General features: G+C 63.6%; 27 protein-coding genes and 1 pseudogene. 20 read left to right on the plus strand and 8 right to left on the minus strand.

Annotation, left to right across the window (positions count from 1 at the left end; genetic code table 11):
• Positions 1–49 precede the first annotated feature (49 nt).
• On the minus strand, positions 50–940 hold the full coding sequence (locus LMTR13_RS33090; protein ID WP_065731413.1) for a branched-chain amino acid aminotransferase: 891 nt from the start codon (positions 938–940) through the stop codon (positions 50–52).
• A 128-nt stretch (positions 941–1,068) separates the two neighbouring features.
• Complete coding sequence (locus tag LMTR13_RS33095; protein WP_065731414.1) at positions 1,069–2,145, minus strand: branched-chain amino acid aminotransferase; 1,077 nt, start codon at positions 2,143–2,145, stop codon at positions 1,069–1,071.
• A 357-nt stretch (positions 2,146–2,502) separates the two neighbouring features.
• Between LMTR13_RS33095 and LMTR13_RS33100 the strand changes: the two genes are divergently transcribed.
• From LMTR13_RS33100 to LMTR13_RS33110, 3 genes are read left to right on the plus strand one after another with little or no spacing between them, the layout of a single operon-like run.
• The gene (locus LMTR13_RS33100; protein WP_065731415.1) at positions 2,503–3,051 is read left to right on the plus strand and encodes a MarR family winged helix-turn-helix transcriptional regulator; all 549 of its coding nucleotides are present in this window, start codon (positions 2,503–2,505) and stop codon (positions 3,049–3,051) included.
• Complete coding sequence (locus tag LMTR13_RS33105) at positions 3,048–3,788, plus strand: response regulator (protein WP_065731416.1); 741 nt, start codon at positions 3,048–3,050, stop codon at positions 3,786–3,788. Before LMTR13_RS33100 ends, LMTR13_RS33105 begins: the two co-directional genes overlap by 4 nt.
• A gap of 8 nt (positions 3,789–3,796) precedes the next feature.
• Positions 3,797–5,182, plus strand: a complete 1,386-nt coding sequence (locus tag LMTR13_RS33110) for an ATP-binding protein (RefSeq protein ID WP_065731417.1) — start codon at positions 3,797–3,799, stop codon at positions 5,180–5,182.
• 14 nt (positions 5,183–5,196) lie between these two features.
• Here the strand turns inward: LMTR13_RS33110 and LMTR13_RS33115 are convergent, their stop codons facing one another.
• Together LMTR13_RS33115 and LMTR13_RS33120 are read right to left on the minus strand one after the other, a co-directional pair.
• Positions 5,197–5,733 (minus strand): DUF3617 domain-containing protein, encoded by a 537-nt coding sequence (locus LMTR13_RS33115; RefSeq protein ID WP_065731418.1) that lies wholly within the window; start codon positions 5,731–5,733, stop codon positions 5,197–5,199.
• A gap of 101 nt (positions 5,734–5,834) precedes the next feature.
• The gene (locus LMTR13_RS33120) at positions 5,835–6,140 is read right to left on the minus strand and encodes a hypothetical protein (RefSeq protein ID WP_065731419.1); all 306 of its coding nucleotides are present in this window, start codon (positions 6,138–6,140) and stop codon (positions 5,835–5,837) included.
• A gap of 166 nt (positions 6,141–6,306) precedes the next feature.
• On the opposite strand from LMTR13_RS33120, the gene LMTR13_RS33125 reads away from it, so the two are divergent.
• The 4 genes from LMTR13_RS33125 to LMTR13_RS33140 all read left to right on the plus strand — a co-directional run bounded on the left by LMTR13_RS33125 (position 6,307) and on the right by LMTR13_RS33140 (position 9,216).
• On the plus strand, positions 6,307–6,768 hold the full coding sequence (locus LMTR13_RS33125; RefSeq protein WP_065731420.1) for a hypothetical protein: 462 nt from the start codon (positions 6,307–6,309) through the stop codon (positions 6,766–6,768).
• 123 nt (positions 6,769–6,891) lie between these two features.
• Positions 6,892–7,572: a ribonuclease T2 family protein gene (locus LMTR13_RS33130; RefSeq protein ID WP_065731421.1), complete on the plus strand. Its 681-nt coding sequence runs from the start codon at positions 6,892–6,894 to the stop codon at positions 7,570–7,572.
• Between the two features lie 306 nt (positions 7,573–7,878).
• Positions 7,879–8,739, plus strand: coding sequence for a 23S rRNA (adenine(2030)-N(6))-methyltransferase RlmJ (locus LMTR13_RS33135; protein WP_065731422.1), 861 nt, complete (start codon positions 7,879–7,881; stop codon positions 8,737–8,739).
• A gap of 261 nt (positions 8,740–9,000) precedes the next feature.
• Positions 9,001–9,216, plus strand: coding sequence for a cold-shock protein (locus LMTR13_RS33140; protein WP_028350729.1), 216 nt, complete (start codon positions 9,001–9,003; stop codon positions 9,214–9,216).
• A 162-nt stretch (positions 9,217–9,378) separates the two neighbouring features.
• Here LMTR13_RS33140 and LMTR13_RS33145 read toward each other — a convergent pair whose 3' ends face one another.
• Complete coding sequence (locus LMTR13_RS33145) at positions 9,379–10,002, minus strand: outer membrane protein (protein WP_065733168.1); 624 nt, start codon at positions 10,000–10,002, stop codon at positions 9,379–9,381.
• A gap of 222 nt (positions 10,003–10,224) precedes the next feature.
• Between LMTR13_RS33145 and uvrC the strand changes: the two genes are divergently transcribed.
• From uvrC to LMTR13_RS33185, 8 genes are all read left to right on the plus strand, one after another.
• Positions 10,225–12,291 (plus strand): excinuclease ABC subunit UvrC, encoded by a 2,067-nt coding sequence (uvrC, locus tag LMTR13_RS33150; protein WP_065731423.1) that lies wholly within the window; start codon positions 10,225–10,227, stop codon positions 12,289–12,291.
• A 102-nt stretch (positions 12,292–12,393) separates the two neighbouring features.
• A complete protein-coding gene (pgsA, locus tag LMTR13_RS33155) occupies positions 12,394–13,008 on the plus strand; it encodes a CDP-diacylglycerol--glycerol-3-phosphate 3-phosphatidyltransferase (RefSeq protein WP_065731424.1) in 615 nt (204 codons plus the stop codon).
• Complete coding sequence (gene moaD / locus LMTR13_RS33160; RefSeq protein ID WP_065731425.1) at positions 13,005–13,256, plus strand: molybdopterin converting factor subunit 1; 252 nt, start codon at positions 13,005–13,007, stop codon at positions 13,254–13,256. Before pgsA ends, moaD begins: the two co-directional genes overlap by 4 nt.
• A 6-nt stretch (positions 13,257–13,262) precedes the next feature.
• On the plus strand, positions 13,263–13,730 hold the full coding sequence (locus tag LMTR13_RS33165; RefSeq protein WP_065731426.1) for a molybdenum cofactor biosynthesis protein MoaE: 468 nt from the start codon (positions 13,263–13,265) through the stop codon (positions 13,728–13,730).
• Entirely contained in the window at positions 13,730–14,695 is a 966-nt protein-coding gene (prmB, locus tag LMTR13_RS33170) for a 50S ribosomal protein L3 N(5)-glutamine methyltransferase (protein ID WP_065731427.1), read from the plus strand. The genes LMTR13_RS33165 and prmB overlap by 1 nt, the downstream gene beginning before the upstream one ends.
• Before the next feature lie 103 nt (positions 14,696–14,798).
• Entirely contained in the window at positions 14,799–16,145 is a 1,347-nt protein-coding gene (gene aptA, locus LMTR13_RS33175; RefSeq protein ID WP_065731428.1) for an omega-aminotransferase AptA, read from the plus strand.
• Positions 16,146–16,386: 241 nt separating this feature from the next.
• On the plus strand, positions 16,387–17,859 hold the full coding sequence (locus LMTR13_RS33180; RefSeq protein WP_065731429.1) for an EAL domain-containing protein: 1,473 nt from the start codon (positions 16,387–16,389) through the stop codon (positions 17,857–17,859).
• A gap of 15 nt (positions 17,860–17,874) precedes the next feature.
• Positions 17,875–18,729 carry a TIGR01459 family HAD-type hydrolase gene (locus LMTR13_RS33185; protein WP_065731430.1) on the plus strand — a complete coding sequence of 285 codons (855 nt, stop codon included), beginning with the start codon at positions 17,875–17,877 and terminating at the stop codon, positions 18,727–18,729.
• 173 nt (positions 18,730–18,902) lie between these two features.
• On the opposite strand, the gene LMTR13_RS33190 is transcribed toward LMTR13_RS33185, so the two are convergent.
• Positions 18,903–19,298 carry a response regulator gene (locus LMTR13_RS33190; protein ID WP_028350718.1) on the minus strand — a complete coding sequence of 132 codons (396 nt, stop codon included), beginning with the start codon at positions 19,296–19,298 and terminating at the stop codon, positions 18,903–18,905.
• Between the two features lie 211 nt (positions 19,299–19,509).
• Here LMTR13_RS33190 and LMTR13_RS33195 point away from each other — a divergent pair, with 211 nt between their 5' ends.
• Positions 19,510–20,481 carry a bifunctional riboflavin kinase/FAD synthetase gene (locus tag LMTR13_RS33195; RefSeq protein ID WP_065731431.1) on the plus strand — a complete coding sequence of 324 codons (972 nt, stop codon included), beginning with the start codon at positions 19,510–19,512 and terminating at the stop codon, positions 20,479–20,481.
• Positions 20,478–21,041: a sugar O-acetyltransferase gene (locus LMTR13_RS33200; RefSeq protein WP_065731432.1), complete on the plus strand. Its 564-nt coding sequence runs from the start codon at positions 20,478–20,480 to the stop codon at positions 21,039–21,041. Before LMTR13_RS33195 ends, LMTR13_RS33200 begins: the two co-directional genes overlap by 4 nt.
• 27 nt (positions 21,042–21,068) lie before the next feature.
• Here LMTR13_RS33200 and LMTR13_RS33205 read toward each other — a convergent pair whose 3' ends face one another.
• Complete coding sequence (locus tag LMTR13_RS33205) at positions 21,069–21,266, minus strand: MbcA/ParS/Xre antitoxin family protein (RefSeq protein ID WP_065731433.1); 198 nt, start codon at positions 21,264–21,266, stop codon at positions 21,069–21,071.
• Between the two features lie 58 nt (positions 21,267–21,324).
• Positions 21,325–21,555 (minus strand): hypothetical protein, encoded by a 231-nt coding sequence (locus tag LMTR13_RS41415; protein ID WP_156795886.1) that lies wholly within the window; start codon positions 21,553–21,555, stop codon positions 21,325–21,327.
• On the opposite strand from LMTR13_RS41415, the pseudogene ileS reads away from it, so the two are divergent.
• The 3 genes and pseudogenes from ileS to LMTR13_RS33220 form a co-directional block, all read left to right on the plus strand.
• Positions 21,554–24,538 (plus strand): annotated as a pseudogene (ileS, locus tag LMTR13_RS33210) (isoleucine--tRNA ligase); the annotation flags it as partial. The gene LMTR13_RS41415 and the pseudogene ileS overlap by 2 nt on opposite strands.
• A gap of 579 nt (positions 24,539–25,117) precedes the next feature.
• Positions 25,118–25,588 carry a signal peptidase II gene (gene lspA / locus LMTR13_RS33215; RefSeq protein WP_065731434.1) on the plus strand — a complete coding sequence of 157 codons (471 nt, stop codon included), beginning with the start codon at positions 25,118–25,120 and terminating at the stop codon, positions 25,586–25,588.
• A 93-nt stretch (positions 25,589–25,681) separates the two neighbouring features.
• Positions 25,682–26,395 (plus strand): hypothetical protein, encoded by a 714-nt coding sequence (locus LMTR13_RS33220; RefSeq protein ID WP_065731435.1) that lies wholly within the window; start codon positions 25,682–25,684, stop codon positions 26,393–26,395.
• Position 26,396 lies beyond the last annotated feature (1 nt).

Raw genomic sequence — 26,396 nt, forward strand, 5'->3', positions numbered from 1 at the left:
GCCAATGTACCCTCTCCCCTTATGGGCCCCACAAGGGGAGAGGGAAGAATCATGCGGCCACGGCCTTGCCCTTCGGCTGCACCTCGACGCTGTAGTCTGCCATCAATTGCTCGGAGATCTTTCCCGGCGTGAACGTCCAGTTCGCGATCTCGGACACTGGCGTCACTTCGGCGGCGGTGCCGGTGATGAAGCACTCGGTGAAGCCATCGAGTTCTTCCGGCATGATACGGCGCTCGATCACCTCGATGCCGCGGCGTCTGGCGAGGTCGATCGCGGTGGCGCGGGTGATGCCGGCGAGGAAGCAGTCGGCGATCGGCGTGTGGATCTTGCCGTCCTTGATGAAGAAGATGTTGGCGCCGGTGCATTCGGCCACCCGGCCCTGCCAGTCCAGCATGATGGCATCGGCATAGCCTTGGCGTTCCGCCTTGTGCTTGCTGATGGTGCAGATCATGTAGAGGCCCGAGGCCTTCGCCATCGCCGGGATGGTCGCCGGATCGGGCCGCCGGTATTCGGCCATGCACATACGAATGCCCTTCAGCTTCTCCGCCGGATCGAAATAGCTCGGCCAGTCCCAGGCGGCGATGGCGAGATGGATGGTGTTGGCCGGCGCCGAGACGCCCATCATCTCCGAACCGCGCCAGGCGATCGGGCGCAGATAGGCGTCGGGCAGATTGTTGTTGTCGATCACGAGCTGCTTGGCGGCGTCGATTTCGGTGACCGAATAGGGAATCTCGAAATCGAGAATGTTGGCCGAATTCTTCAGCCGCTCGGAATGCTCGGTGCTCTTGAAGACCTTGCCGCCATAGGCGCGCTCGCCCTCGAACACGCAGCTCGCATAGTGGAGGCCATGGGTCAGGATGTGAACATTCGCATCAGCCCACGGCACCAGCCTGCCATCGTACCAGATGACACCATCGATCTTGTCGAACGAAACTCCCATTGGCTCCCTCCCGGTTTGGCGCTGTTTCAATGAGCCAAGCGTCAGCCTCGCGCGACTCGACGAGACGCGCGCTACCGGGCGCTTGAAGTGATCTATCGGCTTAAGCGGCGGAATAATTCCGCCGCCGGTCACAGGACCTTTCTGATCCAGTCGTGCGGATCCGCCGCGCGACCGTACTGAATATCCACGAGCTTCTTGCGCAGGCCCATGGCGACAGGCCCGGCCACGCCGCCGCTGATCTGAAAATCGCCGCTCGCCGAACACACCTTGCCGATCGGCGAGATGACGGCCGCCGTGCCGCAGGCGAACGCCTCTTTCAGCTTGCCGCTGGCGGCATCGGCGCGCCACTGCTCGATCGTGTAGGTCTCCTCGCGCACGCGCGTGCCGGAATCCTTGGCGAGCGCAATGATCGAATCGCGGGTGATGCCCGGCAGGATGGTGCCGAGCGGCGGCGTTGAGAGCGAGCCGTCGTCGAACACGAAGAAGACGTTCATGCCGCCGAGCTCCTCGATGTAGCGGCGTTCGATCGCGTCGAGGAAAACGACCTGGTCGCAGCCGTGCTCGATGGCCTCGGCCTGCGCGCGCAGGCTCGCGGCGTAGTTACCGCCGCACTTGACGGCGCCGGTGCCGCCGACCGCGGCGCGCGTGTAATTCTCCGACACCCAGATCGACACCGGCGCAGGTCCGCCCTTGAAATAGGAGCCGACCGGCGAGGCGATGACGGCGAAGATGTATTCCGCTGATGGCTTCACGCCGAGGAAGATCTCGCTCGCGATCATGAAGGGCCGCAAATAGAGACTGCCCTCGCCGCCCGGGATCCAGGCGCTGTCGATGCGCACGAGCTGTTCGACCGCTTCGAGGAAGATAGCCTCGGGCAGCGGCGCCATGGCCATGCGCTCGGCCGAACTGTTAAAGCGCCTCGCGTTGGCGTCGGGGCGGAACAGGTTGACGCCGTTGTCGCGCTTGTAGGCCTTGAGACCTTCGAAAATCTCCTGGGCGTAGTGCAGGACGGCTGTGGCCGGATCGAGCGGAAAATTCGCGCGCGATTCGACCCGCGCGTCATGCCAGCCGTTCGCCTGGTTGTAGCGGACGATGGCCATGTGATCGGTAAAGATCCGGCCGAAGCCCGGGTCCACGAGCTTGGCCGCGCGCTCCTTTTCGGCAGTTGGATTTGCCGTAGGCCGGATTTCGAATTTCAAACTCATTCCCTTGTTTCCCGCCCTTGCTTCCCGCTATCGGAATCGACGCCAAATCGGCGATGGCACGCTTCTTTCCGGGCCTGCCGGCTCAACAGTCTGGACTTCACAGGTCTGGACTTCACCATCACCGGCCTTGCGGCCGGCTTCCGTCGCCGTCATGTCGGTGGAGGACATGCTTTTGCGGGATGCCGAACTCCAGTATGTTTGCCGAAATGCCGCTCGACAATCGCACGGTAGTCCATTTGCGGCCGTTGCCGCCATCGCTGGCTTTTTCCGGCTGCCTGACACGTCACCAGGTTCGAAACGACCTAAAGTTTCGTCGTGGCTGGCAGTTTTGTAACATTGAACCCAAGATATGTCAACATGGCTGACATAAATTTCTCAAAGGGCCCCGCAACCTCCGATTCGCAGGGGACCGCCGGTCCTGCCCCGCGGGCCGGCGAATTTCGCTGGGACATTATCGAACTGCTGTTCTTCGCCTATCGCGACTTCGTCGGCGATGCCGATCATGAACTCGAGGCTTTCGGGTTCGGCCGCGCCCATCACCGCGTGATGCATTTCGTCTACCGCTACCCCGGCCTCAAGGTCGCCGACCTCCTGGACGTGTTGCGGATCACCAAGCAGTCGCTTGGCCGGGTGCTCAAGCAGTTGCTCGACGAGGGCTACATCATCCAGAAGACCGGCAATAACGACCGCCGGCAGCGCCTTCTTTACGCCACCCCGAAGGGCGAAGCGTTGGTGGCAAAGCTCGCAGGGCTGCAGACCGATCGCATCACCCGCGCGCTCCGGGACATCAATCCCGAAGGCGCCGCGGCGATCAGCCAGTTCCTGCGCGCAATGATCGATCGTGACGACCCCGACAAGGTGTTAGAGGCGATCTTCGGGATCGGCAGCAAGAAGCCAAGGGAGTGATCGTGCCGCAAGGAGCAACCATCGCTGCAGCCACCACGCGCGCGCCGCGGCAACTGGCCGATGACGCCCCGCATCTGCTCCTGGTCGACGACGACCGCCGTATCCGCGATCTGCTGTCGCGGTTTCTGACCGGCGAGGGTTATCGCGTCACGACCGCCTCGAGCGCTACCGACGCGCGCGCAAAACTGCTCGGCCTGCATTTCGACCTCCTGATCCTCGACGTCATGATGCCCGGCGAAACCGGGTTCGAGCTGGCGCGGTTCATTCGTACCTCCTCCTCGGTGCCGATCATCATGCTGACCGCGCGCCACGAGGCGGAGGCGCGGATCGAGGGCCTGCAGATCGGCGCCGATGATTATGTGGCGAAACCGTTCGAGCCGCGCGAGCTGATCTTGAGAATCGGCAATATCCTCAAGCGCTCTGCGCCGCCGCCGGTGGAGGCGCTGGAGCAGATCGCGTTCGGCCCTTACGTTTTCCATCTCGATCGTGGCGAACTGCGCCAGGGCGAGGAGATCATTCACCTGACCGACCGCGAGCGCGAAATGCTGCGCATCCTGGCTGCCAGTCCCGGCGAAACGGTACCGCGCGCCGCACTGACCGGCGGCGGCACGGTGAACGAGCGCGCGGTCGACGTTCAGATCAACCGCCTGCGGCGCAAGATCGAGCGCGATCCCGCCAATCCGCTGTTCCTGCAGGCGGCGCGCGGCATCGGCTATCGCCTGGTCGCGTCGCCCTGAGCCAGCTCATGAGCACGCTCGACACCGGCCTGACGTTCATCCGCAACGCGTCGCAACGCGTCTCCAGGGCCAATGGCTGGATGGGCAACGCGTTCAAGAGCTGGATGCCGACCGGCCTCTATGCCCGCGCGCTCCTGATCATGATCGTTCCGATGGTGATCCTGCAGACGGTCGTGGCGTTCGTGTTCATGGAGCGGCACTGGAACACGGTGACGCGGCGCCTGTCGGCAGCCGTCGTGCAGGACATCGCCAGCCTGATCGACGTCTACAAGGCGTTTCCGCAGGACAAGGACCGCACGCAGTTGCGCCGCATCGGGCAGCGGCTGCAACTGGTCGTCGATTTTCTTCCCGTGGGCGATATGCCGCAACCCGGGCCAAAGCCGTTCTTCTCGCTGCTCGACCAGACGCTGTCGGTACAGCTCAGTCGGCAGATCGGCCGCCCGTTCTGGATCGACACCGTCGGCAAATCCAATCTGGTCGAAATCCGCATCCAGCTCGACGATGCCGTGATGCGCGTGTTCGCGCAGCGCAGCGCCGCCTATGCCTCCAACTCGGAGATCTTCATCTTCTGGATGCTCGGCACATCCTCGATCCTGCTGATCGTCGCGGTGCTGTTCCTGCGCAACCAGATCAGGCCGATCCTGCGGCTGGCGGACGCCGCCGAAAGTTTTGGCAAAGGCCGCGAAGTGCCGCATTTCCGTCCCCGCGGCGCGCGTGAGGTGCGGCAAGCGGCACAGGCGTTCCTGGAGATGAAGGCACGCGTCGAACGCTCGATCGATCAGCGTACCGCGATGCTGGCCGGCGTCAGCCACGATTTGCGCACCATCCTGACCCGCTTCAAGCTCGAGCTGGCGCTGATCGGCGACAGTCCCGAAGTCGACGGCATGCGCAAGGATGTCGACGAAATGTCAGGCATGCTGGAGGCCTATCTCGCCTTCGCGCGCGGCGACAGCGGCGAGATCGCGCAGCCGACCGACATGGCGATGGCGCTGGAGGAATTGCGCAGCGACGCCGAACGCCACGGCCATGCCGCAACGGTGACGTTCCACGGGCTGCCGGTGGTGACGGTGAAGCCGGCCTCGTTCAAGCGCTGCATCGCCAACCTGGTTTCCAATGCGGCGCGCCACGCCAACACGGTCGCCATCACCGGCCACCGCGATCACCGCTATCTGACGGTGACGGTCGACGACGACGGGCCGGGCATCCCCGTCAACATGCGCGAGGAAGTGTTCAAGCCGTTCCTGCGGCTCGACGATGCCCGTAACCAGGACGAGGGCGGCACGGGCCTCGGCCTCGCCATCGCCCGCGACATCGCCCGCTCGCACGGCGGCGACATCACGCTCGGCGACAGCCCCATGGGCGGATTGCGGGCGGCGGTAAGGGTGCCGGTGTAAATCGGGGCTACGCCCTACTTCTTCGGGATCAGCGCCTTCAGCTTTTCCATGTCCTTGATGTTCATCTTCATGCCGCCGGGCATGATGATGTCGCCAGGCTTCTGATCCGCCTTGCAGGCGCCGAGCCATTTGGCCTCGATCGTCGAGCTGTTGTCGCGCGCGGCGCCGGCCATGCCGCCCTCACTCTGCGAGGTCGATTTCACGGTGTACGCGGAATTGAAGTCGCCGGTGATCTCGGCACGGGATTTGACCGTAATCCCTGCGACGCCGCAGACGGAATCAGTGACATAACCAGTTGCGGTCTTCTGGATATCCTGCTTGGAGCAGATCTCCTTGGCCAACGGCGACATTGCGGTGCTCATGCCCTTGTCGGTGGTCTCGTCGGTGCATTGCTGCATCGTCATCTCGGATGACGGCGAGCCTGTGCTCACCACCTTCATCTCCCACAGCCCGGCCTTGCGCACTGGCAACTCCACGGCGACGGCGCCGCTTGCCGACAACAGAGCAAGCGCACCAACGGCCAAACAAGATACAAGAAGCAGTCGTCTCATGCGTGGCTCCCGCTGAACTCTTCCAGAGATCGTCATCGCGAAGTGAACACACGCTCGGCGTGGCGAAAACATGTCCAGCGGGAAAACAGGAGCGCCAGCGCTCAGTAAAGCGTGCGTAGCGGTCGCTCGGCGGCGCCATAGGGCACCCAGCGGCAGGCAAAGGAAACGTAGCCGCCGTAATTCGGCTGCACGCCGAGGAATTTCACCACCTTGCCGTAGCGGGCGCAGTGATCCACGGCGAGCTGACGGGCATCGGCCTGCATCGCGAGCGGATAGGCGATGATGCCGCCGGTGTCGTTGCCCTTGAACGGCGGCACCGTGTCGATGTCCCACCAATGCGCCGGCGCCGGCGCCGCCGCCAGCATTCCGCCCATGGCAATCAGGCTCGCGGCCACAATTCTTCGCATCGCAGACTCCATTTCGCTCGAAGCCCACCATAGTGTGCGCCGGTGGCCGTGAAAAGAATGCTTGCGGCACGAGGCGGACTTGGCTGTCAGGTGTTGCCGCGCTGCACTTGACCTCGTCAGGGCTTCGCGGCACCGTCCCGTGCGTTGGCTTACCGGCGGATTCCCCATGCGCAATTTGTTCAAATCCTTGAGAGCACTCGGTCCGATGACGGCGGTGCTCGCCCTGCTGGTCTCCGGCCATGCCGCCCAGGCCGCCAATCCCCTGGAATTGAATTTCTGGCTGTCAGGCCCACGCTATGACGGCCGCGTCGCCGAATGCGAGCGGGCGCTGTCGACCATCGCGTACCAATTCCGGGAAAAGGAGGGCAAGTTCTGGAATTCGGCGCTGACGATCACCGGCTTTGGCCGGATCCATGAAACCGCGTTTCGGCCCTGGCAGTCCGACAACATTCCGCGCCGTTATTGCAGCGGCGATGTGATGCTGAGCGACGGCAAGATGCGCAGCGTGCACTACTCGATCATCGAGGATGGCGGCTTTGCCGGCTTCGGCCAGGGCGTCGAATGGTGCGTGACCGGGCTCGACCGCAACTGGGCCTATAGCCCGGGCTGCAGGGCCGCGCGGCCCTGATCGCCTCGCTTCTGTCGCTCGAACCAGGCCAGCCGACGGCTGGCTTCGGGATCTATTGAATTTTGTTCTTGAAATGTTCTGGCCCCCTGCTAGGCTCCCGGTAGTCGGGTAGAGGGGCGTTCGATGCACCGGTCCATCATTATTTCGCGGCTTCTGATTTCGCTGGCTCTTATTATCGTCCTGGCCGGGACGGCGTCCGCACAGGACCGCCGGCAGAACGCCCCGGGCGAGTTCGATTTTTACGTCCTTGCTCTTTCCTGGTCGCCCTCCTTCTGCGAGGCGGCGGCCGAACGCGGCAATAGCGGGCGCTCACAGGCCCAGTGCAGCCGTCCCTATTCCTTCGTGGTTCACGGCCTGTGGCCGCAATATGAGCGCGGCTTTCCCGAATATTGCCAGCGGCCCTCGCCGCGGCTCGATCGCAACATCATGACCTCGATGCTGGACCTGATGCCGGCGCCCGGCCTGATCTTCAACGAGTGGGACAAGCACGGCACCTGTTCGGGCCTAAGCGCGCGAGCCTATTTCGAGACCACCCGGAAAGCGCGCGCGGCGGTAAAGATTCCCGAGGAACTCCTGCAATTGTCGGAGCAGAAGATCATCGCCCCCGCCGATCTCGAAGAGGCCTTTATCAAGATCAACCCGGGCTTGAGCAGTTCGGCGATTTCGGTGACCTGCTCCAGCCGCCGCCTGAGCGAGGTGCGGGTCTGCCTGAGCAAGGACATGCAATTCCGCGCCTGCGACGAAATCGACCGCCGCGCCTGCCGGCGTGACGAAGTGGTGATGCCGCCGGTACGGGGCGGCTGAAGACCCGCTTACCGTCATGCCAGAGCATGGCGGCCTCATGCGCAGACCGCTCGAAGTTGTCTGCGTTCCCGGTCATCCACGGCTTATCGTCATCTGCAAGACACGTGGATGGCCGGGACCTATCTGTAGCAAACGTCGTCGGCATTTCGGCCGCGATGCTGAGGCGTTTGCGAGCAGGACCCGTCTTCGCCAAGGCTTCGCCGGGTTTTCAGCCCTGGTCCTCCGAAGCGTTTCGCGAAGGAGGACAAGCCCGGCCCTGACGCGTAGAAGACACTTTCGTCTTCTCCAATTGGTCGGCCGATTGCCATGAACTACCGACACGCCTTTCACGCCGGCGGCTTTGCCGATGTCATCAAGCACATCGTGTTGGTACGCATGCTGACCTATCTGCAGGAAAAGCAGGCCCCGTTTCGCGTCATCGACACCCATGCCGGCGCCGGGCGCTATGACCTCACGGCTGAGGAAGCGCGCCGCGGCGGCGAATGGCTGACCGGCATTGCGCGGGTTATGCAGGCGCGGTTCTCGGAAAGCGCGCTGCCGCTGGTGACCCCCTACCTCGATATCGTCAGGGCATTCAACGCCCCGGGCCGGCTCGAGGCCTATCCCGGATCGCCCCTGATCGCCCGCGCGCTGCTGCGGCCGCAGGACCGCCTCACGGCCTGTGAAATCGAGCCCAATGCCCGCAGGCAACTGATCGATGCGCTGCGCCGCGACAGCCAGGCGCGGGTGGTCGATCTCGACGGCTGGACGGCGTTGCCGGCCTTCGTGCCGCCCAACGAGCGGCGCGGCCTGGTGCTGATCGATCCCGCGTTCGAGCAAAAGGACGAATTCGAGAGGCTGGCTGGCGGATTTGCCGAGGCGTACGCCAAATGGCCGACCGGGAGCTATCTGATCTGGTATCCGGTGAAGAGCCGGCGCGCCGCCGACACGCTGGCACGGCACGTCGCTGGCGCCGCCGCGGCCAGTAAGCCAGCCGGGAAATGTCTAAGGCTCGAATTCAGCGTTGCGCCGCAGGCGCCGGGCGGTCCCCTCGCCTCGACCGGCCTCCTCATTGTCAATCCGCCGTGGACGCTGGCGGGTGAGTTGAAGACAATTCTACCCGAACTCGAGAAGCCGCTCGGCCAGGGCGGCGCTGGCCGGTTCAAACTGGAGACGCCCAAGCCGTGAGGCTCGGCGCGAGCCGGTGAAGCGTGCGAATCCCGTAGTCAATATACGCGAAACCGTATTATGCTCAGGCCATTGGGACTGGCTTTACGTTCCGCTACCGCGAATGGTTGCGGCGGAGTGATCAAGGCCGAATAAAATCCGGGTCGGTCGGCGACGTGAATGCGATCGGCTCAGGTGGCCAAGCTTCCGGCAGCGAATGTCCGGTCAGCCGTTTCGCGACGTATGCGTGGCGGCGGAGCAATACGGGGGAGGAGTTTCCCGATGGCCATGACTGGAACAGTCAAGTTCTTCAATGGAGAACGCGGCTACGGCTTCATCAAGCCCGACGACGGCGGGCGCGATGTGTTCGTGCACATCACCGCTGTCGAGCGGGCCGGATTGAAGGATTTGACTGAAGGGCAGCGCATTACGTTCGAGGTCGAACCGGACAAGAAGGGCAAAGGCCCCAAGGCGGTCAACCTGGTGATTTCATCGTGAGCTGACGCTCGCGTTGAACGCGGACTGAATTCTTGCTGCGAAGATTGCGCTGGGCATGGCGTCGCCGTCCACAGCGTTGAGATTTGCAATGCCCGTGGCCTGAAGAAAAAAATCCCGGCGACCACTGCCGCCGGGAGATGGTAGCTGCCAGTTTCTTTTTTCTTAGAAGTGCCAGTTCACGCCGGCCCGTATCAGACCGAACCGGTAACCGTTCGAGGCGCCCGTAATAACGAAGTTGCTGTTGGCCAGATCGACATAGAGATATTCGATCTTGGCGCTCCAGTTCGGGGCAAGGCCTACCTCGGCGCCGGCGCCTAGCGTCCAGCCCGCATTGGTATGGGATTCCGTCAGGCCAAAGGTGGTGGCGCGCAGCTCGCCGAAGGCGAGACCGCCGGTGCCGAAGAACAAGATGTTGTTGAACGCGTAGCCGGCGCGGCCGCGAACCGTGCCAAACCAGGGATTGGAAAATTTCCATGGGGCGAAGGTTTCTTCGGCACCGGTCGCCTGGATGTCGCCTTCGAGACCGAACACCCACGGTCCGTTCCGCCAATTGTAGCCGGCCTGAACACCGCCGACGAAACCGGACGGCTTGGTCGGATTGTGTGCGACCGATCCCCAGGCGTAGCCGAGATTGCCGCCGAGATACGGACCGGCCCAACTATCGGGACGAAGCAGCGTGTGATTGACTGTCAAGGGCGCGCGCGATCCGTAGAGGTCTGCTGCCTGAGCCGACATGGTCCAGCCCGCAGCGATCAGCGCCAGCGCGCCCGATACGACCCTACTCATCACGCAACTCCACGCAACTGCCGCGACCATGCCGGGCGAGAAACCGGCCTGGTTACGGAACTCCACCTTTTTCGCTAAGATTTATCGAGAGTTTTAAGTTAAAGGGTTGTTAAGCTGGGTTAGCCGCCCACTCATCAGTCTTAAGGAAGCGTTACCGGCGTCTCTTGGGGAGCGCGTTGCGAGCGCTGGCGATGCCGCCCTGCAGCGCTTAAATTTCGGCCCATGGATCACGATTCTACCGACCATCCGAAGCCTCCGCGCAGGGCGCGGCGGGGTTCCCAGCCGGATTTGCCGTCACCGGACCTGATCGCTGCCGATGTCGATCCCGCGACCTCCGCTGCCGAGGAGGACGACGAGGCTCGCCTGCCGGAAGCGCCCGAGGAACCTGCCGAAGCGATTGCCGAAGGCCCGCTGGCGATCGGCCACGCGGCCATCGAAAACGCGGTGCGCCTGGCGCCGACCTCTGCCGGCGTCTACCGCATGCTCAATGCTGCGAGCGACGTGCTCTACGTCGGCAAGGCGAAAAACGTCCGCAAGCGGCTTACGTCCTACGCTCGCGTCAACGCGCCCTTGCCCGCGCGCATCCTGCGCATGATTGCCGCGACGGTGACCGTCGAGATCGTCTCCACCACGACCGAGACCGAAGCGCTGCTGCTGGAAGCCAACCTGATCAAGCAGTTGCGGCCGCGCTTCAACGTGCAACTGCGCGACGACAAGTCGTTTCCCTATATCCTGATCACCGGCGACCATTGGGCGCCGCAGATCCTCAAGCATCGCGGCGCCCAAACCCGGCCCGGACGGTATTTCGGGCCGTTCGCATCCGCCGGCGCCGTCAACCGCACCATCACGGCACTGCAGCGCGCGTTCCTGATCCGCTCCTGCACCGACGGCTTTTTCGAGAGCCGCACGCGGCCCTGCCTGCTGTATCAGATCCGCCGCTGCTCCGGGCCCTGCACCCGCGAAATCGACTTCCCCGGCTATTCCGAACTGGTGCGAGAAGCGACCGATTTCCTGTCCGGCCGTAGCCATGCCGTGAAGGAGTTGCTCGCCGCCGAGATGGAGAAGGCGTCGAACGAACTCGAATTCGAGACCGCGGCGCTCTATCGCGACCGCCTCGCGGCGCTGTCCGCAATCCAGTCCCAGCAGGGCATCAATCCGCGCACCGTGGAAGAGGCCGACGTGTTCGCCATCTATCAGGAAGGCGGCTATTCCTGCGTCGAAGTGTTCTTCTTCCGCACCGGCCAGAACTGGGGCAACCGCGCCTATTTTCCGCGCGCGGAGAAGTCGTTCACGCCGGAGGAAGTGCTGGCCTCGTTCCTCGCACAGTTCTACGACGACAAGCCGCCGCCGAAACTCATCCTGCTGTCGCATGACATCGAGGAATGCGCGCTGCTGGCCGACGCCCTTTGCGTGAAGGTCGGCTACAAAGTCGAAATCTCCGTGCCGAAGCGCGGCGAGAAAAAGGAACTGGTCACGCATGCGCTGACCAATGCGCGCGAAGCGCTTGGCCGCAAGCTCGCCGATACCGCGACGCAGAGCCGGCTCTTGGAAGCGATGGCCGGCACGCTCGGACTGCCGCAGGTGCCGAAGCGCATCGAGGTCTACGACAACAGCCATATCCAGGGCACCAACGCGGTCGGCGCGATGATCGTGGCGGGACCGGATGGCTTCATCAAAAATCAGTACCGCAAGTTCAACATCAAATCCGAGGGACTGACGCCGGGCGACGACTACGCGATGATGCGCGAAGTGCTGGAGCGGCGCTTCAAGCGTCTGTTGAAGCCGCCGGAGGGCGACGCGGCCAAAGCCAAGGCTGACGATGACTCGTTTCCGCAATGGCCCGACCTCGTCATCATCGACGGCGGCCGGGGGCAACTCAACGCGGTCAGGGAGATTTTCGAAGGTCTGGGACTTACCCAGGTCTCGCTCATGGCCGTGGCAAAAGGCCCGGACCGCGATGCCGGGCGCGAGACCCTGTTCATGCCGGACCGCGAAGCCATCAAGCTCGAACCACGCGATCCCGTGCTGTATTTCATCCAGCGGCTGCGCGACGAGGCGCATCGTTTCGTGATCGGCTCACACCGCAAACTGCGGAAAAAGGACATCCGGGAAGCCGGCTTACAGGAGATCCCTGGCATCGGCCCGTCACGCAAACGTGCCTTGCTGCATCACTTCGGAACGCTGAAGGAGATCGAGCGGGCCTCGATCGCGGACCTTGGCAAGGTTCCGGGCGTTAGTGCCGAAAGCGCCCGCAAGATCTTCGAATTTTTCCATGCACAAGCGGGTTAAGGGGACTTCGCGTCGAAAGGTATGTCATTGGGACGTCGCCTGCGGCAGATGATCTGGTTCCGCACGGTTGACCTTCACGCTCCAGCGGTATTGGTAAGACGGATGAACATCGCAACAGCCAAGGGGCAGGCCAAGACCCTGTCCCTGCCGAATATTCTGACCTACGCCCGCATTGCCGCCATTCCGGTGGTGGTCGGCTGCGTTTTTGCCCAATCCATCCAGGACGGCCCGCTGTGGCTGCGCTGGGTAGCGCTGGCGGTCTTCATCGCCGCCGCCGTGACCGATTACCTCGATGGCTACTATGCACGAATTTGGGACCAGCAGTCCGCCTTTGGCCGGATGCTCGACCCGATCGCCGACAAGCTGCTGGTAGCGTCCTGCCTCTTGATGCTGGCAGCCGACAGCAGCATCCATGGTTGGACCCTATGGGCCGCCATCGTGATCCTGTGCCGTGAGATTCTGGTCTCGGGCTTGAGGGAATATCTCGCTGCGTTGCGGGTCAGCGTGCCCGTGACCAAGCTGGCGAAATGGAAGACCACCATCCAACTGGTCGCGATCGGCTTCCTGATCGCGGGCGAGGCCGGCGAGCAGATATTCCCTGCGACCACCCTGATCGGGATCATCTTGTTGTGGATGTCGGCGCTCTTCACGATCTATACCGGCTGGGACTATTTCCGCGCCGGGATCCATCACCTCACCAAGGAGGATGAGGGATGAGGGTCAAATATTTCGCCTGGGTGCGTGAGCGGGTCGGCGTGGCGGAAGAAACCGTCGAGCCGCCGGCCGACGTTCGCACCGTGAGCGACCTGATCGGCTGGCTTTCCAGCCGTGGCGAGACTTACGCCCATGCCTTCGAGAAGCCCAAGGTGATCCGCGCCGCGATCGACCAAGCCCATGTCAAGCCGGATGCCGTAATCGCTGGCGCGCGCGAGATCGCGTTCTTCCCGCCGATGACCGGCGGCTGACCTACTATGTCCGTCACCGCGACCATTCGCATCCAGGAAGCGGATTTCGACGCTGCGCAGGAAATCGCGGCGCTTACCCGTGGCCGGACCGATATCGGCGCCGTCGTCACCTTCAGCGGCATCTGCCGCGGCAGCGAGAACGGCGAGCCGATCGCCGCGCTAACGCTCGAGCATTATCCCGGCATGGCCGAAGCCGAGATCGGGCGCCATGCCGACGAGGCGCTGTCGCGCTGGCCGTTGCAGGGCCTCACCGTCATTCACCGGTTCGGCCGCATCGCGCCGGGCGAGAACATCGTGCTCGTGGTAACCGCCTCGCCGCACCGGCAGGCAGCCTTTGAAGCGGCGGAATTCCTGATGGATTATCTAAAGACCAACGCGCCGTTCTGGAAGCGCGAGGAAAGCGAAAAAGGCACGAGCTGGATCGAAGCGCGCGATCATGACGACGCCGCAGCCGCGCGCTGGACCAAGTCCTGATGGCCAGGCGCACGAAGCCGGCGGCGAAGCGCGGCCAGACCACATCAAAACTTCCCAAGGTCGGCGCGGGAGAATTGCTGACGCTGCTCGATTTCGTCCGCTATGCCGTCAGCCGCTTCGTCGAGGCCAAACTTGTATTTGCGCACGGCACCACCGATCCGGTTGCCGAAGCCGCATTCCTGGTCTGCGAGGCGCTGCACCTCCACCCCGACCAGTTCGAGACCTTCGCGACCGCGCGCGTCACCGCGGCCGAAGGCAAGAATATCCTCGATCTGATCGCGCGCCGCGTCACGACGCGAAAGCCTGCCGCCTATCTCGTCAACAAGATCTACATGCGCGGCCTGCCATTCTATGTCGACGAGCGCACCATCGTGCCGCGTTCCTTCATCGGCGAATTGCTGGACCAGCATTTCGGCCGCGACGGCGACGACGAGGCGGGCTCGCTGATCTCGGACCCCGACACGGTGGAAAGCGTGCTCGATCTCTGCACCGGCTCGGGCTGTCTTGCCATCCTGGCCAGCCGGAATTTTCCGAATGCCGCGGTAGACGCGGTCGATATCTCCAAGGATGCCCTCGAAGTCGCCGCACGTAATGTCGGCAACTATGGGCTTCAGGACAGGCTCACACTGTACCGCGGCGATCTGTTCAAGCCGCTGGGGGATAAGCGCTACGACCTCATCATTTCCAATCCGCCCTATGTCGATGCGGAAGGCATGGCCGGCCTGCCGCGCGAATGCCGCGCCGAGCCGAAACTCGCCTTCGATGGCGGCTTCGATGGGCTCGACATTGTCAGGCGCATCCTCGACGAGGCGGCCGCGCACCTGACGCCGCAGGGCGGGCTGTTATGCGAGATCGGCCGCTGCCGCCCGCAACTGGACGCCGCCTATCCGCAACTGCCGCTGCTCTGGCTCGACACCGAGGATTCCGAGGGCGAAGTATTCTGGATCGCCGCGACCGACCTCTGAACTGTCCGATTGCGCGAAAATATCACGTCGTGGTGGCGTTCCCGTGTCGCGACGAAACTGATAGGTTTGCAGCCAGCCGCTCACAACTCAGAAGAGGCCTTCCATGCTGGACAAGAGCCCTCGCCCCACTCCCGTCAACGTTCCGAACGATCTCGCCGCGCACTGGATGCCGTTCACCGCGAACCGGGCGTTCAAGAAGAATCCGCGGCTGCTCGCCGGTGCCAAGGACATGCACTACTTCACCGTCGACGGCCGCAAGATCATCGACGCCGCCTCGGGCATGTGGTGCACCAATGCCGGACACGGCCGCACCGAGATTTCGTCGGCGATCGCCAAGCAGGCCGAGGCGCTGGACTATGCGCCGCCATTCCAGTTCGGTATCCCGCAGGCGTTCGAACTTGCGAGCCGCATCGCCGAGCTGGCACCCGACGGCCTCGACCATGTATTCTTCTGCAACTCCGGCTCGGAGGCGGCCGACACCGCGCTCAAGATCGCTCTCGCCTATCACCAGATCAACGGCCAGGGCAGCCGTATCCGCCTGATCGGCCGCGAGCGCGGCTATCATGGCGTCGGCTTCGGCGGCACCTCCGTCGGCGGCATCGTCGGTAACCGAAAGCTGTTCGGCTCGCTGCTGACCGGCGTCGACCATCTGCCGGCGACCTACGACCGCGAGAAGCAGGCGTTCAGCAAGGGCGAGCCGGAATATGGCGCGCATTTCGCCGACGAGCTGGAGCGCCTCGTCAACCTGCACGGCGCCAACACCATCGCCGCCGTGATCGTCGAGCCGATGGCCGGATCGACCGGCGTGCTGCCGGCGCCGAAGGGCTATCTCAAGCGCTTGCGCGAGATCACCCAGAAGCACGGCATCCTTCTGATCTTCGACGAGGTCATCACCGGCTTTGGTCGGCTCGGCTTCGCCTTTGCCGCCGAACGCTATGGCGTCACGCCCGACATGCTGACCTTCGCCAAGGGCGTCACCAATGGCGCGGCGCCGATGGGTGGCGTGCTGGTGCGCGACACGATCCACGACGCCTTCATGAACGGCCCGGAATATGCCGTGGAACTGACCCATGGCTACACCTATTCCGCGCACCCGCTGGCCTGCGCCGCGGCTCTTGCTACGCTCGACATTTACCGCGACGAGAAGCTGTTCGACCGCGCGCGTGAGTTCGAGCCGAAATTTGCCGACGCCGTGATGTCGCTGCGCAACGAGCCGGGCGTCGTGGATATCCGCACCATCGGCCTGACCGCCGGCATCGATCTCGCGCCGCAGGCCGACGCGCCGGGCAAGCGCGGCTTTGCCGGGCTCAATAGCGCCTTCCACGACCATGATCTGATGCTCCGGGTGGCCGGCGATACGCTGGCGCTGACCCCGCCCCTGATCGTCACCGAAGACCAGATCGGCGAGATCATCGACAAGGTCGCCAAGGTGATCCGCGCCACGGCGTAGGCGGCCGCGCCCGGGTCCCGGCTCTGCGACGCAGCGTTACACGCTGCGCCGCGTCCGGAACACACAACCGACCGGCACTGCATTTTCCAGTTCCGACCGTGTCCAAAGAATCACTAGCCTTGCGAATCAACATTGATGCTAAGGTTGTGTGGCGCTTGGGGGAGCGCAAACCGGAACGTGCCTGAAACTTCCGTGTTTTCCCGGGTGAAGACAGTTCGGACCTGAGGGCGTAGCGCGCGACATGATTCGCATTTCGACGATTTTCATCGCCATCTGCATGGTGCTGGTCGCAGCCTCCCTTGGCCTCGTCCTGCATGCGGTGGCGGGCTTCAATGGCACCGAATCCGCGATCGTGGCGCTCACCGCGCTGACGTTCCTGATTCTCTACAACGCCGTGTCGATGCGGCTGCGCGACCGCTCCGACGTCGGCGGCCAGATCGCCGACCTTTCCCGCGGCACCGCCGACCTCGCCCGTCAGGTTGCCGAATTCGGCCGCCGGCTCGCCGCCGTCGAGGGCCGCCTGGTGTCGTCGAACTCCGCAAGCTCCGATCGCATCCAGGCGGTGGTCGGCGAAATCAACGAACTTGGCGTCCTGGTCAAGCAACTGGCCGTCTCGGTGGCCGGCCATGAGGATCTCTTGGCGCAGGGTGCGGCGGCCGCAGCCCCCGCCCCGGCGAGCCGGCCGGATCCGGAACCTCCGAGCGAACCGGCGATCGCCGCGGAGCAAACCGCGCCGATCGTCGCCAGGCCCGCACCGGCTGTTGTCGCAAAGCCGGCAGCGGCTGCAATTGCCGGGGAAGCCGCTTCGCCCTCGCGCAACCAGCCGCAACTGCTTGCCGCAGTGAAGAACGCCATCGAGGAAAGCCGGCTCGACATCTACCTGCAGCCGATGGTCACGCTGCCGCAGCGCAAGGTGCGCTTCTACGAGGCGGTGACACGGCTGCGCGACGACAAGGACCAGATTCTCGCCGCCGACGATTTCATTCCCACTGCCGAAGCCGGCGGGCTGATCGGCAAGATCGATCACATGGTGATGCTGCGCTGTGTGCAGGTGCTGCGCCGCCTGATGGTGCGCAACAAGGACGTCGGCGTGTTCTGCAACGTCTCGGCGGCGACGCTCGGCAATGCCGCCAATTTCGCGCAATGCCTCGACTTCCTCGAGGCCAATCGGGCGCTGGCGCCGTCCTTCGTGCTCGAATTCAAGCAGGCGGCGTTCCGCCACCTCCGTCCGACCGAGATCGAGAATCTCGCCGCGCTGTCGCAGCGTGGTTACCGCTTCTCGATCGATCATGTCACCGACCTCAGGATCGAGCCGCGCGACCTCGCCGATCGCGGCGTCCGTTTTATCAAGGTCCCGGCGGCGTTGTTGCTCGATCCCAAGCAGAGCTCGACCTCGGACATTCACCCTTCCGATCTTTCCGACCTGCTAGGCCGTTTCGGCATCGACCTGATCGCCGAGAAGATCGAGGGCGAGCGCGCGGTGGTGGACCTGCTCGACTATGACGTGCGGTTTGGCCAGGGTTTCCTGTTTGCGCCGCCGCGGCCGTTGCGGCCCGAGGGGGCATCTGCTACCGGCGGGGCGACAGCGAACAAGGAATCCGGAAGCCCCAATGGCTCCAGCAACACCATTCCCATGGCCAGCCAGACCGCAGAGCCTCCGATGCGGGCGACCGGCAATGCCGCTCTGGCGCGCCGCGCCGCGGGACCAGGCTAACAGGCTTCCAACATCATGACCTCATTGCGCTTCGTCGAGCGGCTGCGCGACCTCGTGGACGGCGTCGAGGTCATTCTCTCCGATATCTGGGGCGTGGTGCATAACGGGCTCGAGGCCTTTCCGGAAGCCTGCGAGGCGCTCCACACCTATCGCCAGCGCGGCGGCATCGTCATCCTGATCACCAACGCGCCGCGGCCGGCCGATTCCGTGCAGCGGCAATTGCGCAAGCTCGGCGTCGCCGACGAAACCTACGACGCCATCGTCAGTTCCGGCGACCTGACCCGGCACTTCGTCGCCGATCACCCCGGCAAGAAGATATTCTGGGTCGGTCCGGAACGAGATTCTTCGATCCACCGCGGGCTCGATGCCGTGCTGGGGCCGCTGGAGCAAGCCGACTACATCATCTGTACAGGCCTGTTCGATGACGAAACCGAATCGGCCGAAGACTATCGCGCGATACTGCTGCAGGCGCGCGAGCGCAAACTGCCGCTGGTCTGCGCCAACCCCGACATCGTGGTCGAACGTGGCGACCGGCTGATCTATTGCGCGGGCGCCATTGCCGAACTCTATCGCGAGCTCGGCGGCGAGGTGGTTTTCTACGGCAAGCCGCACCGGCCGATCTATGAACGCGCCATGGTGCTCGCCGCCGAGCGCCGCGGCCGACCGACCTCACTCGACCGCGTGCTGGCGATCGGGGATTCAGTGCGCACTGACCTCACGGGCGCGCTCGGCTTCGGGATCGACTGCCTGTTCGTGACTCGCGGCATTCATTCCGAGGAATTCGAAGGCATCGAGCAGCTCGACCCGGCCTCGGTGAAAGAGCTGTTCGGCCACCCGCCCCGCGCACTGATGCGGGAGCTGCGCTGGTAGGTGCATCGCTGCACCGGACTCAAAATTGCGAAAACAACCCCATGCAAAGTAGGAATGGGCCTTACATCATCCGACAACGCAAGACCTGGCAGGCCGTGGACTCATGAGAGCGCAGCATGCCCGGGACTGGGCCGGGCATCGCGAGAATTGGAGCGAGTTGGAGACCAGGCGCCTTACGCCGTCGCCATGTCCGGGAAGACCGCCTCGATCTTGGTCTTCAGCGTTGCCGCGTTGAACGGCTTGACGATGTAATTGTTCACGCCGGCCTTCTTGGCGGCGATCACGTTCTCGGTCTTGGATTCCGCCGTGATCATGATGAAGGGGGTGGTGGCGAGGTTGGGATCGGCGCGGACTTCCTTGAGCAGGTCGTAGCCAGTCATCGGCTCCATGTTCCAGTCCGAGATCACCAGTCCGTACTTCTTGCTGCGCATCTTGTTCAGCGCGGCCGAGCCGTCGCTGGCGTCGTCGATGTTGTCGAAGCCGAGCTGCTTCAAAAGATTTCGGATGATGCGGATCATGGTGCTGTAGTCATCAACCACCAGAACCGGCATGGACAAATCAACCGCCATCTTTTCCCCCGCTCAACGCTCTACGCGACAAAATATCGACAGGCCTGCGCGATCCGCAGTCCTCCTCCAACGTCTAGCAGCAGCCGTTAAACAGCCCGTTAACCGGGCGACACCGGATTGCACTCGTTTTGGCCCGACCCGCCCGGCTTGACTTCGGCGGCGACGCCGCGTCACCGTCCGGCCGCCTTCACCGAGACCAAGAATCCTTGAAATGACAACTGGTTTTACCGTTATCCGAGACACCACCCCTGCCGCCGACATCCCCCGCGGGGCGGTGGTCGCCATGGGCAATTTCGACGGCGTCCACCTGGGCCACCGGGCCGTGATCGACGCGGCTTTGCGGATGGGCCGCGCCCACGGCAAGCCGGCCTTTGCCGTCACCTTCGAGCCGCATCCGCGCAGCTTTTTCAGCCCGAACAGCCCCCAGTTCCGCCTCTCCGACGAGACCAGCAAGCTGCGGCTGCTGGCCGGAACGGGGCTAGACGGCGCGGTCGTGATGACCTTCGACAAGACCCGCGCCGGAACCTCGGCGCAAGATTTCATTCACCATGACCTGATCGGGCGGCTCGGCGTCAGCGGCATTGCGGTCGGCTACGACTTTCATTTCGGCAAGGGCCGGGCCGGCTCGCCGAGCCTCTTGGTCAGCGAGGGGCCGCGGCTCGGCATCGAGGTCGACGTCCAGGCCCATGTCGATATCGAGGAACGGCCGGTGTCCTCCAGCGCGATCCGTATGGCCTTGGCGGAGGGCCAGATCGACGAAGCCACCGCCATGCTGGGCGGACCGTGGTTCGTCAGCGGCGCGGTGATTCATGGCGAGAAGCGCGGCCGCGATCTTGGCTATCCCACCGCCAACATCCGCCTCGACAAGAATTGCAGCCTCAAGCATGGCATCTATGCGGTGCGGGTTGGCCGCGGGACTGATCGCTTCGACGCCGTCGCAAGCTTCGGCCGCCGCCCGACCTTCGACAATGGCGCGCCGCTTCTGGAAGTATTCCTGTTCGACTTCAAGGGCGAGCTCTATGGCACGGTGCTCGACGTCGCCTTCATCGGCTTCATCCGCGACGAACTTAAATTCGACTCGATCGACGCGTTGATCCGGCAGATGGACGACGACAGCACGCGCGCCCGCGCGCGGCTGGCCGCCGCGCCTGATGCGTTTCCGAAGCTCGGAGTGATCGGTTGAGCAAGACCGAAAAAGAAAAGATGCTGGCCGGCGAGCTCTATCGCCCCGGCGATCCGGAACTGCAGGCGGATGCCGCCGCCAACAAGGCCTGGCTCGCGCGCTACAACGCGGCGATGGCTGCGCCTGTGTCCGAGCGGCATGCGCTGCTGTCGGCCCATTTCGGCCGTGTCGGGACTGGTGCGGTGATCCGTCCGCCGTTCTTTTGCGACTACGGCTACAATATCCGGCTCGGCGACGAGGTGTTTCTCAACTTCAATTGCGTCATCCTCGACGTGGTCGAAGTGACGATCGGCGACCGCACCCAGATCGGGCCGGCGACGCAAATCTATGCCGCCGACCACCCGCGCGACGCCGAGACGCGGCGAACCGGCCTCGAATTCGGTCGCCCGGTGCGGATCGGCAGCGACGTCTGGATCGGCGGCGGCGCCATCATCCTCCCCGGCATCACGATCGGTAATGGCGCCGTAATCGGCGCCGGCAGCGTGGTGACGCGGGACGTCGGCCCTGGCGTCACGGTCGCCGGAAACCCGGCGCGGCCGCGGTTGACATCAACAGCTTGACGGCCTTCCTCGGACCGCGACGCCAGCTCAGGCAAAGATTCCATGATCGATCTGTTCGAGCAGTTCGCGAACAACAACCGTGCCGAGGTCATCCTTCAGGAGGTCGCCGGGCTTTTGGCCTGACAACGAGCCGTTGGGTCGCTGGAGCCAAGCCTCGGCTTTCTCCTCATCGCCAAAGATCTGATTGGCGAACGACCGTATCTCAAGAATTCTGACCAAATTCACCGCATTATCCGAAGCGCTGGATGCTTCATTTATCTCCGATTATCAATAAATTAGTGCCTCAGGAAACATCCGCAACACAACAAGCAAACCCAATAAGCTGCCCGGCAGGCAGACCTTTGCGATTTTCCCGGCCCCCTGCTATGGAAAGCCCCATGTTTGCGCGGCGCACCATCAGCATTAGCGGCCCGGCTTCCGCCTGAGCTTTGGCTCGGCGCAAGACCGGGATTTCCCTGTTCACCCCGCGATATCCGCTTTTCAGCGCCGTCTTCGAGCCAACCAGAGCGTTCATGTCCCAACAGCCGCAAAAGTCCGACGTATCAGACTATTCGAAAACCCTGTTCCTGCCGCAGACGGAATTCCCGATGCGCGCCGGCCTGCCGCAGCGCGAGCCGGAGATCCTCAAATACTGGAACGAGATCGACCTCTACGGAAAGCTGCGCGAGAGCGCGCAGGGCCGCGCCAAATTCGTGCTGCACGACGGGCCGCCCTACGCCAACGGCAACATCCATATCGGCCACGCGCTGAACAAGATCCTCAAGGACGTCGTCACCAAGAGCCAGCAGATGCTCGGCTTCGATTCCAACTACGTGCCGGGCTGGGATTGCCACGGCCTGCCGATCGAATGGAAGATCGAAGAGGAGAACTACCGCTCCAAGGGCAAGCCGAAGCCGGACTTCCGCGATTCCACCGCGATGGTGGCGTTCCGGAAAGAGTGCCGCGCCTACGCGACGCACTGGCTCAACGTACAGCGTGAGGAGTTCAAGCGGCTCGGCATCATCGGCGACTGGGACCACCCCTACGCGACCATGAGCTATCCGGCGGAAGCCCAGATCGCGCGCGAATTGATGAAGTTCGCCGCCAACGGCACGCTCTATCGCGGCTCGAAGCCCGTGATGTGGAGCGTGGTAGAGAAGACCGCGCTGGCCGAAGCCGAGGTCGAGTACGAGGACTATACCTCGGACATGGTGTGGGTGAAATTTCCGGTCACCTCGCCGGCGCATGGCGCGCTGGCCGAGGCCTCCGTGGTGATCTGGACCACCACGCCGTGGACGCTGCCCGGCAATCGCGCCATCTCTTTCTCGCCGAAAATCGCCTATGGCCTCTACAAGGTCACCGATGCGCCCGCCGACAATTGGGCCAAGACCGGCGATCATCTGATCCTCGCCGATGCGCTCGCGGCAGAAGTATTCAAGCAGGCGCGCGTCACCGCCTATGAAAAGGTGCGCGACCTGCCCGGCGACACGCTCGACGCGGTGGAATGCGCCCATCCGTTGAAGGGCTTTAGCGGTGGCTACGAGTTCACGGTGGCGCTGTTGCCCGGCGACCACGTCACCGACGACACCGGCACCGGCTTCGTCCATACCGCACCGGGCCACGGCCGCGAAGATTTCGACGTCTGGACGGCAAATGCGCGTGAGCTCGATCAACGCGGCATCAACACCGCCATCCCCTACACCGTCGACGAGAACGGTGCTTTCACCGATCACGCTCCTGGCTTCACCGGCAGGCGCGTGATCAACGACAAGGGCGAAAAAGGCGACGCCAACGAGGCCGTCATCAAGGCGCTGGTCGAGGCCGGCAAGCTCCTGGCCCGCGGCCGGCTCAAGCATCAATATCCGCATTCCTGGCGCTCGAAGAAGCCGGTGATCTTCCGCAACACGCCGCAATGGTTCATCGCGATGGACAAGGACATTGCGATGGACGGCAAGACCAAGCCTGGCGATACGCTGCGCGCGCGCGCGCTGCACGCGATCTCGGTAACGCAATGGGTGCCGCCCGCCGGCCAGAACCGCATCAACGGCATGATCTCGGGCCGCCCCGACTGGGTGATCTCGCGCCAGCGCGCCTGGGGCGTGCCGATCGCCGTGTTCGTGCGCGAGAAGGGCGACGGCTCGGCCGAAATCCTGCAGGACGACATCGTCAACCAGCGCATCGTCGAAGCCTTCATGGAAGAAGGCGCCGACGCCTGGTACATGGACGGCGCACGTGAACGTTTCCTGGGCGAGCGCGCCGGCGAGGATTGGCAGAAGGTCGACGACATCCTGGACGTCTGGTTCGACTCCGGCTCGACGCACGCCTTCGTGCTGGAGGACCGCCAGAATTTTCCGAGCCTCGGCAACATCGTCCGCAAGGTCGATGGCGGTGCCGATACCGTTATGTATCTCGAAGGCAGCGACCAGCATCGCGGCTGGTTCCATTCCTCGCTGCTGGAGAGCTCCGGCACCCGCGGCCGCGCGCCCTATGACGTGGTGCTCACCCACGGCTTCACGCTGGACGAGAACGGTCGCAAGATGTCGAAATCGCTCGGCAACACCGTCGAGCCGCAAAAGGTGATGAAGGATTCCGGCGCGGATATCCTGCGGCTGTGGGTCTGCGCCACCGACTATGCCGACGACCAGCGCATCGGCCCCGAAATCCTCAAGAACACGATCGAGACCTACCGCAAACTGCGCAACTCGATCCGCTGGATGCTCGGCACGCTGCATCATTTCAACCCGGCCGACACGGTCGCCCATGGCGACATGCCTGAGCTGGAGCGCTTGATGCTGCACGAACTGGCAAAGCGCGCGACGACCGTGCGCCAGGCCTATGCCGAGTTCGACTACAAGACGGTGGTCGCGACGCTCGCGGCTTTCATGAACAGCGAATTGTCGGCGTTCTACTTCGACATCCGCAAGGACACGCTCTATTGCGATCCGCCGTCCTCGGTGGCGCGCAAGGCGGCGCTGACCGCGATCGACATCATCTGCGATGCGATCCTGCGCTGGCTGGCGCCGGTGCTCAGCTTCACGACCGAAGAAGCGTGGCGGATGTACAAGCCGGACGCGGAAGCCTCGGTGCACCTGACGCTGTTCCCGGAAGGTTTTGACCAGTTCCGCGATGAGAAGCTCGCCGCCAAGTGGGAGACCATTCGCGACGTCCGCCGTGTCGTCACCGGCGCGCTCGAAGTCGAACGCGCGGCCAAGAACATCGGCTCCTCGCTGGAAGCCTCGCCGCTGGTCTATGTGTCGGACAAGAACATCTTCAACACGCTGTTCGACGTCGATCTGGCCGAGGTCTGCATCACCTCGAACGCGATGGTGACCCATGACGATGCGCCGGCCAGCGCATTCAGCCTCGCCGACGTGCCAGGCGTCGCCGTCGTGGTCGAAAAGGCCATGGGCACCAAATGCGCGCGGTCGTGGAAGATCTTGCCGACCGTCGGCGAAGATACCGAGTATCCCGACGTCTCCCCGCGCGATGCGCAGGCCTTGCGGGAATGGGAGGCGCTTGCCGAAGGCCGTAAGCCGGTCGACGCGGTTGAACATGCCAAGCCTGTCGCGTTGGTCGAGCAGCCAGCCGTAGAACAACCGCAACAAGCGGAGGAGGCGCTGGAGCAGGCCGATTCAGGAAAGGCAACGGCGGACACGACTGCGAAGAAGGTCAGAGCCAAGAAGACTTTGCAAACCGCGGAGGCCGAGCAAGCCAAGAGCGAGGCGAAAGCCAAGAGCGCCCCCGAACTCAAGGCCGAAGTCAAGAAAGCAGAACCCAAGAAGGCTGCAGCCAAGACGGCCACAACCAAGAAAGCCAAGGCCAAGAAAGCCAAGGCCAACAAAACCACGGCCAAGAAAGCCAAAGCCAAGAAAGCCAAGGTCAGGAAAGCCGCCAAATCCAAAAAAGCAGCTTCGGCAACGAAGGCGGCCAAGAAGGGAGCCAAGAAGAAAGCGGTAAAGAAGGCGAACAAGAAAAAGGCCGCCAAGAAGACCGGAAGAACGTCGTCTGCGACCGCGTCGAAAAAGAAGAAAAAGAAGAAAGCGAGATAAGTGTCTGGCCTCGAACGCTCGACAACCCCTCACCTTCGCGCCGGCGTCATGGCCGCGGTCGCGACGCTGGCGTTCGACCAGGCCTCGAAGCTATGGCTGCTCTACGTGTTCGACCTCGCCAATCGCGGCGCGGTCAGGGTCACGCCGTTCTTCGACCTGGTGCTCGCCTGGAATCTCGGGATCAGCTTTGGCTGGTTCCAGAGCGATAACCAGCTCGCCCAGCTCGCGCTGATGGCGATCAAGGCGATTGCGGTGATCGTGCTGGGAATCTGGATGGCGCGCTCCAGTACCCTCCTGGCGACGCTGGCCCTCGGCCTGATCATCGGCGGCGCGGTCGGCAACGGCATCGACCGATTCGTGCACGGCGCGGTGGTCGATTTTGCCCTGTTCCACATCGAGATCGGGGGAAAAACCTTCAATTGGTACGTGTTTAACCTTGCGGACGTGGCCATTGTTGCCGGGGTAGCGGGCCTATTGTATGACTCGTTCCTGGGGGTACCCGCCGCAAAAGCGCCCTGATCCCGGCCGATACGAACCCCTGCGGTATGGAGCCGTTAGGCCCCTTAAGCGCGGCCCCCGCGTGTTGCAGAAATTGTGAATGGGAACAGCGCGATGCGCGAGACCGAAGCCCGCTTCTGGATGGTGCAGGATAGCTCGCTGAGCCGGGCGCTGCGGTTCGCCGCGATTGCGCTGGGCATCGGCCTCGTGATGGCCGCTGGCCCGGTCCGTGCGGCTGACGACGAGGACGAAGACGACAAGACCTTCGAGGAAAAGATCATCGAAGGCATCATGCGCGGCATCGGCGGCACCAACATGGAAAACCGCGGCATCGAATACCGCGAGCGCTCCCCGTTGGTCGTTCCACCCAAACTGGATTTGCCGCCGCCGGCCGCGGCCGCGGCCGACGCGAACGCGCCGAACTGGCCCAAGGATCCCGACGAGCAGCGGCGCAAGGCGGCGATTGCGGCCCGCAAGAAAGAGAACAAGGATCCGCGCGAAGCGGCCCGCATCCTGACGCCGGCCGAACTCGCGGTGGGCAAGACCGCGGCGCCTGCGCGCAAGGACAACGATCCGGTGCAGCCCGGCACCTCGAACAACAACCCAATCCTGAGCCCGTCGCAGCTCGGCTATAGCGGCGGTTTCAGCGGCCTGTTCGGAGGCAACAAGTCCGAGACGGCCCAATTCAAGGGCGAGCCGACGCGGGACTCGCTGACCCAGCCCCCGCCCGGCTACCAGACGCCGTCGCCGAACTATGCCTACGGCACCGGGCCGAAGGAATCGCTGAACAAGGAATACAATCCCTCCAAGGGCAAGTATGGCGATTAGT

The organism is Bradyrhizobium icense, from assembly GCF_001693385.1.
Lineage (GTDB): Bacteria > Pseudomonadota > Alphaproteobacteria > Rhizobiales > Xanthobacteraceae > Bradyrhizobium > Bradyrhizobium icense.